This window comes from Methylobacterium aquaticum (assembly GCF_001043915.1).
GTDB classification, from domain to species: Bacteria; Pseudomonadota; Alphaproteobacteria; order Rhizobiales; family Beijerinckiaceae; genus Methylobacterium; species Methylobacterium aquaticum.
In genome coordinates this window covers 1-5,796 of record NZ_LABX01000390.1, presented here as the reverse complement: position 1 = coordinate 5,796, position 5,796 = coordinate 1, and the positions used below count along the sequence as shown (strand labels likewise).

Here is a 5,796-nt window from a genome sequence, read left to right as displayed (position 1 = left end):
CCCCTCCCCCACCGCCGGCCGTGAGACCCGCACCATGACGCGCCGGCGCCGCCGTTCCGTCCTTATCCTCGTCTGCGGTGCCGTGCTGGCGGCGGCCCTCGCGCTCGTCCTCTCGGCGATGCGCGACACGATCGTGTTCTTCCGCTCGCCGACCGAGGTGGCGAGCCAGAAGGTCGCGCCCGGCACCCGCTTCCGCCTCGGCGGGCTGGTCGAGGCCGGCTCGCTCAAGCGCGAGGTCGACGGGCACGTGGAATTTTCCGTCACCGATACCGGCTCGACCGTGGCGGTGCGCTACCGCGGCCTGCTGCCGGACCTCTTCCGTGAAGGCCAGGGCGTGGTGACCGAGGGCGTGCTGCAAGCCGACGGGACGTTCCGCGCCGACACGGTGCTGGCCAAGCACGACGAAACCTACATGCCCCGCGAGGTCGCCGACGCCCTCAAGGCGCAGGGCCGCTGGCAGGAAGGCGCCGGCAAGCCGGGCCCCGGCTCGTCCAGCCAAGGCGCGTCCGCGCAACCCCAACCCGCGCCCGTCTCGCGGACCGCCGTCCAATAGGCCGTCCCGTGCGGCGGAAGGTCTGGGCGGCGCGGGAGACGAAGCGGACTACGATGACGCCCGCGATCCGCCGCGGCCGGACGCCGGGCCGGGAGGGCCGTCGACCGATCTCCCGTCCCGATGAACGTCAAACGCTTAACGAAAGGTCGCCCTGGTGCTGATCGAGGTTGGTCATTTCGCCCTCGCCCTGGCGCTCGCCCTGTCGCTGACGCAGATGGTGATGCCGGTCTGGGCGAGCCGCACCGGCGACCCGGTCCTGCGCAGCGTCACGGTGCCGGCGGCCCTCGTCACCTTCGCGTGCATCGCCTTCGCGTTCGGGGCGCTGACCTACGCCCACGTCACCTCCGATTTCTCGGTCCAGAACGTCGTCGAGAACTCCCACTCGATGAAGCCGCTGATCTACAAGATCTCCGGCGTCTGGGGGAATCACGAGGGCTCGATGATGCTCTGGGTGCTGATCCTGGCGCTGTTCGGCGCCGTGGTGGCGCTCGCCCGCAATTCGGTTCCGCCGACGCTGCGGGCCAACACCCTCGGCGTGCAGGCCGCGATCACGGCGGTGTTCCTGCTGTTCATCCTCGTCACGTCGAACCCCTTCGCGCGGCTCAACCCGGCCCCGATGGAGGGCCGCGACCTCAACCCGCTGCTCCAGGATCCCGGCCTCGCGATCCATCCGCCGCTGCTCTATCTCGGCTATGTCGGCTTCTCGATCACCTTCGCCTTCGCCATCGCGGCCTTGATCGAGGGCCGGATCGACGCCGCCTGGGCCCGGGCGGTGCGGCCCTGGACGCTCGCCGCCTGGTGCTTCCTCACCGTCGGCATCGCCATGGGATCGTACTGGGCCTATTACGAACTCGGCTGGGGCGGCTGGTGGTTCTGGGACCCGGTCGAGAACGCCTCGCTGATGCCGTGGCTCGCCGGCACGGCCCTCGTGCATTCCACGGTCGTCATGGAGAAGCGCGACGCGCTCAAGGTCTGGACGGTGCTGCTTGCCATCCTGACCTTCTCGCTGTCGCTGCTCGGCACCTTCCTGGTGCGCTCCGGCGTGCTCACCTCGGTCCACACCTTCGCCACCGATCCCACCCGCGGCACCTTCATCCTCGGCATCCTGGTCCTGTTCATCGGCGGCTCGCTGGCGCTCTACGCCTGGCGGGCGCCCACCTTGCGCCAGGGCGGGCTGTTCGCGCCGATCTCCCGCGAGGGCGCGCTGGTGATGAACAACCTGTTCCTCTCGGCGGCCTGCGCCACCGTGCTGGTCGGCACGCTCTATCCCCTGGCGCTGGAATCGCTGACGGGCGAAAAAATCTCGGTCGGAGCGCCGTTCTTCAACCTGACCTTCGTGCCGCTCGCGGTGCCGCTGCTCCTCGTCGTGCCCTTCGGCCAGACCCTGGCCTGGAAGCGCGGCGACCTCGCGGCGGCGAGCCAGCGGCTGTTCGTCGGCTTCGCCCTCGCCCTCGCCATCACGCTCGTCGCCATCGCGGTGACCTGGGGCGGGCCGGTCGGGGCGCCGCTCGGCATCGGGCTCGGCGCCTACCTGGTGGTCGGCGCCATCCTCGAGATCGTCACCCGGGCGAAGGGAAAAACCGTCGGCCTGTCGCTGCGCCGCGCCGCCGGCCTGCCGCGCTCGGCCTGGGGCACGGCTCTGGCCCATGCCGGCGTCGGCGTCACGGTGATCGGCATCGCCGCCCAGGCCTGGAGCGTCGAATCCCTCGCCACGGTGCAGCGCGGCGGGGAGCTGCGTGCCGGCCCCTACGTCGCGGTGCTCGAAGGCGTCCTGCCCCGCACCGGGCCGAACTACACCGAGACCGTCGCCCACCTGACCATCCGGGATGACGGCGGGCCGGTCGGCGTGCTGGAGCCGGGCAAGCGCTTCTACGCCTCGCGCAACATGTCGGTGAGCGAGGCGGGCCTGCTGACCCGCGGGGTGAGCCAGATCTATGCCAGCGTCGGCGAGACCGGCGCCGATGGCCGCGTCGGCATCCGCCTGTACTACAAGCCGCTGGTGCTGCTGATCTGGCTCGGCGCCGTGGTGATGGCGCTGGGCGGCGGCCTCTCCCTCACCGACCGGCGCTTCCGCGTCGGCGCCCCGGCGCTGAAGCCGGCGCTGCGCGACGCCGCCGGCCCGGTGCCGTCCCACTCGGTCCCGGCGGAGTGACCCCGATGCGCGCCGTCCGCCCCCCCTTGCGCTCTGCCCTCCTCGCCCTCGCGCTGCTCGCCCCCGTCGCGGCCGGCGCGGTGCAGCCCGACGAGGTGATGAAGGATCCAGGCATGGAATCGCGGGCGCGGTCGATCTCGGCCGGCCTGCGCTGCCTCGTCTGCCAGAACCAGTCGATCGACGATTCCGACGCCCCCCTCGCCCGCGACCTGCGGCTGATCGTGCGCGAGCGCCTGCGCCAGGGCGACAGCAACGATGCGGTGGTCGATTACGTGGTGCAGCGCTACGGCGAGTTCGTGCTGCTGCGTCCGGTCATCGCCTGGCACACCGCATTGCTGTGGCTGACGCCGGTGCTGGTGGTCGGCCTCGGCGGGCTCGCCCTCTGGGCCGCCGGCCGGCGGCGCAAGGCCGTGGCGCCCAAAGCCCTCTCGGCGGCCGAGGAGGCGGCTTTGGCCGAGCTGATGCGCCGGGCCGAGCCGCGGTGAGCGGCAGCCTCACCGAGATCGCCGGCATGCGCGTCGGCCACGCCGAGGATCCGACAGCGCTGTCCGGCGTCACCGCGATCGTCTTCGATGCCCCCACGGTGGCGGCGGTCGATATCCGCGGCGGCGGGCCCGGCACGCGGGAGACCGACCTTCTCGATCCCGAGCGCACGGTGGCGGGGGTCGATGCCCTCGTCTTGTCCGGCGGCTCGGTCTTCGGACTCGATGCCGCTGCCGGCGTGACCGCCTGGCTCGCCGAGACCGGCCGCGGCTTCGCGGTCGGCCCGGCCCGGGTGCCGATCGTCCCGGCGGCGATCCTGTTCGATCTCCTCAACGGCGGCGACAAGGCATGGGGCCGGTATCCGCCCTATCGCGACCTCGGCTTCGCGGCGGCCGCTTCCGCCACCACCGATCCGGTCGCGATGGGCTCGGTCGGGGCCGGGCTCGGCGCCCGCACGGCGAATCTCAAGGGCGGGCTCGGCAGCGCCTCGGCCCCGGTCGAGGGCACGGGGGCCCGCGTCGCGGCGCTGGTGGCGGTGAACGCCCTCGGGCGGGTCACGGTCGGGGACGGGCCGTATTTCTGGGCCGGGCCGTTCGAGGAGGGCGACGAGTTCGGGGGCCTCGGCCCCGCGCCCACCATCCCGCCCGACGCCTTCGCCTGGCCGAAAAAGCCGATGCCCGGCGCCAACACCACGATCGCGGTGGTCGCCACCGATGCCCGCCTGACCAAGGCCGAGGCCCGCCGCCTCGCCGTCACGGCGCAGGATGGCCTCGCCCGGGCGATCGTGCCGGCCCATACTCCTCTCGATGGCGACCTGGTCTTTGCCGCCGCTACCGGCGCCGTGCCGCTCGCCGACCCGGTCGGGGATCTGGCGCGCCTCGGCGATGCCGCGGCGCGGGTGCTGGCGCGGGCGGTGGCGTTGGGGGTGTACCGGGCGCGCGCCCTGCCGGTGGCGGGCGCGCAAGCGGCGTGGCGGGACCGGTTCGGGGGATGAGCGGGTGCGATGCCAGCCAGCGCCGCTGCCCCATCCCGCCAGCATCGACGACGACCGTTGGCGGCCGCTCGCCATAGGGGTGGAACCGACCTTCAGCCCCATCCCTCACCGCGCCGCCGGCGCGAACAGCCCGAGGAACAGCGGCCGGGCATAGAGGTCGGCCGCATTGTCCGGCGTGACGCCCGGCACCCAGGCCGGCAGCTCGGCGGCGGCGTTGACCATGCTGGAGACGAGCTGGGCGGCGATGCCGGCATCGAGCGGCCGCACCGAGCCGTCGGCCATGCCGTCGACGAGGCAGAAGCCGAAGCGCTCGGTGAGGCGGTTCATGGTGCGGCGCGTCTCGGTGCGCAGAGCCTCCGGCAGGGCGCTGAAGGCGGTGACGCGCAGCAGCGGACCGCCGGGGCCGAGCTGGCTGCGCACCAGGGTCGCCGAGGCGGTGCAGATCCGGTCCCAGCCGCTGCCGCCGCCCGCATCCGCCGCGTCCTGCACCGCCCGGATCTGCGCGAAGCTGCGGGCGAAGCAATTGGCGACGAGGTCGTCCTTGTTGTCGTTGTGGTGGTAGAAGGAGCCCTTGGTGACCTTGAGAAGGCCGGAGATCTTCTCCACCGAGGCGCCGCGATAGCCCTGCTGGTTGATGAGGATGGTGGCGGCGCGCAGGAACGCCTCCGGCGACACCTCGCTCTCCTCCGACGGCGCCTGGTCGGGCAGCAGGGCCGGACGCCAGTCCGAGCCCGAGGCCGCCATGCCGCGGGTGAGCAGGTCGGCCATGCGGGCGCCGGCCCGGGCATAGTCCCGCGGCTCGTAGCGGCCGATCCACAGCCGGGTCGAGTGCAGCACCGAGAGCAGCAGATGGGTGCGGGCGTTGCGGTCCTGCCGGTCGAGTCCGTTCTCGTCGAACAGGCCGCGCAGGCGGCGGAACAGCGCGTTGTAGGCGGCAAACACGCTCTCGGCCTGAGGCGTCGGCAGGGCCCGCACGTCGTTGAGCACGGCGATGTCCGGCTCCTCGCCCATCGCCATCGCGGCCCGGTGGGCGACCGTGAGGTCGAGGAGCCGGGTGAGCCGCGCCGGCCCGTCGGGCGCCGCCTCGGCCCGGGCCACCAGCCCGTCGAGCACCCCGATCGTGTGCAGGAAGCAGGCCGCCGCCAGGTCCTCCTTGCGGCGGTAATAATAGGTCACGCTGTTCGTCATCAGCCCGACGCTGCGGGCGACGTCGGCGAGCGTCGTGCCCTTCACCCCGGCCTCGTTGATCAGGGCGGCGGCGGCATGGAGGATCGCGTCGCGCTTCTGGGCGTAGCGCCGGGTCTGGCGCGGCGCCGCCTCGGGGGCGGGCACGGTCTCGGGATCGAGGCTGCGGGGCATGGGGGGATTGAGCACTCTCGCGGGGGCCATGACAAGGCCCTCATGACGGCCCCCACGACGCGCCGGCGACGGAGCGGGTGGGTCACGCCCCGGTGCCGTCATACCAACGGCCCAAGATGCTGACGCATCGATTCGATCTCGGGCAGGCCCGGGATCGACGGGGCCGTCGACCCATCTCGAATTGTCGATGCCAAGCCAGAGGCTTAGCGAAAATTTGAGAACGGAACCACGGGTCGTTTTTTACGACCGTTGGTA

The 5,796-nt window shown here is 72.5% G+C and carries 5 protein-coding genes; 4 read left to right on the top strand and 1 reads right to left on the bottom strand.

What is annotated here, in order from left to right; genetic code table 11:
- The first annotated feature begins 34 nt into the window (after positions 1 to 34).
- The 4 genes from ccmE to VP06_RS32645 all read left to right on the top strand — a co-directional run bounded on the left by ccmE (position 35) and on the right by VP06_RS32645 (position 4,182).
- A complete protein-coding gene (gene ccmE / locus VP06_RS32660; protein WP_048467988.1) occupies positions 35 to 553 on the top strand; it encodes a cytochrome c maturation protein CcmE in 519 nt (172 codons plus the stop codon).
- A gap of 154 nt (positions 554 to 707) precedes the next feature.
- Positions 708 to 2,705 carry a heme lyase CcmF/NrfE family subunit gene (locus VP06_RS32655; RefSeq protein WP_048467987.1) on the top strand — a complete coding sequence of 666 codons (1,998 nt, stop codon included), beginning with the start codon at positions 708 to 710 and terminating at the stop codon, positions 2,703 to 2,705.
- A gap of 5 nt (positions 2,706 to 2,710) precedes the next feature.
- The gene (locus tag VP06_RS32650; protein ID WP_048467986.1) at positions 2,711 to 3,190 is read left to right on the top strand and encodes a cytochrome c-type biogenesis protein; all 480 of its coding nucleotides are present in this window, start codon (positions 2,711 to 2,713) and stop codon (positions 3,188 to 3,190) included.
- Positions 3,187 to 4,182, top strand: coding sequence for a P1 family peptidase (locus VP06_RS32645; protein WP_156295882.1), 996 nt, complete (start codon positions 3,187 to 3,189; stop codon positions 4,180 to 4,182). The genes VP06_RS32650 and VP06_RS32645 overlap by 4 nt, the downstream gene beginning before the upstream one ends.
- Positions 4,183 to 4,287: 105 nt before the next feature.
- Here VP06_RS32645 and VP06_RS32640 read toward each other — a convergent pair whose 3' ends face one another.
- Entirely contained in the window at positions 4,288 to 5,571 is a 1,284-nt protein-coding gene (locus VP06_RS32640; protein WP_245291401.1) for a TetR/AcrR family transcriptional regulator, read from the bottom strand.
- Positions 5,572 to 5,796: the final 225 nt, after the last annotated feature.

What these genes read in the sequence shown, in the direction of transcription:
- ccmE (WP_048467988.1), top strand. Translation starts at nt 35, where the DNA reads ATGACGCGCCGGCGCCGCCGTTCCGTCCTTATCCTCGTCTGCGGTGCC.
- VP06_RS32650 (WP_048467986.1), top strand. Translation starts at nt 2,711, where the DNA reads ATGCGCGCCGTCCGCCCCCCCTTGCGCTCTGCCCTCCTCGCCCTCGCG.
- VP06_RS32640 (WP_245291401.1), bottom strand. Translation starts at nt 5,571, where the DNA reads ATGGCCCCCGCGAGAGTGCTCAATCCCCCCATGCCCCGCAGCCTCGAT.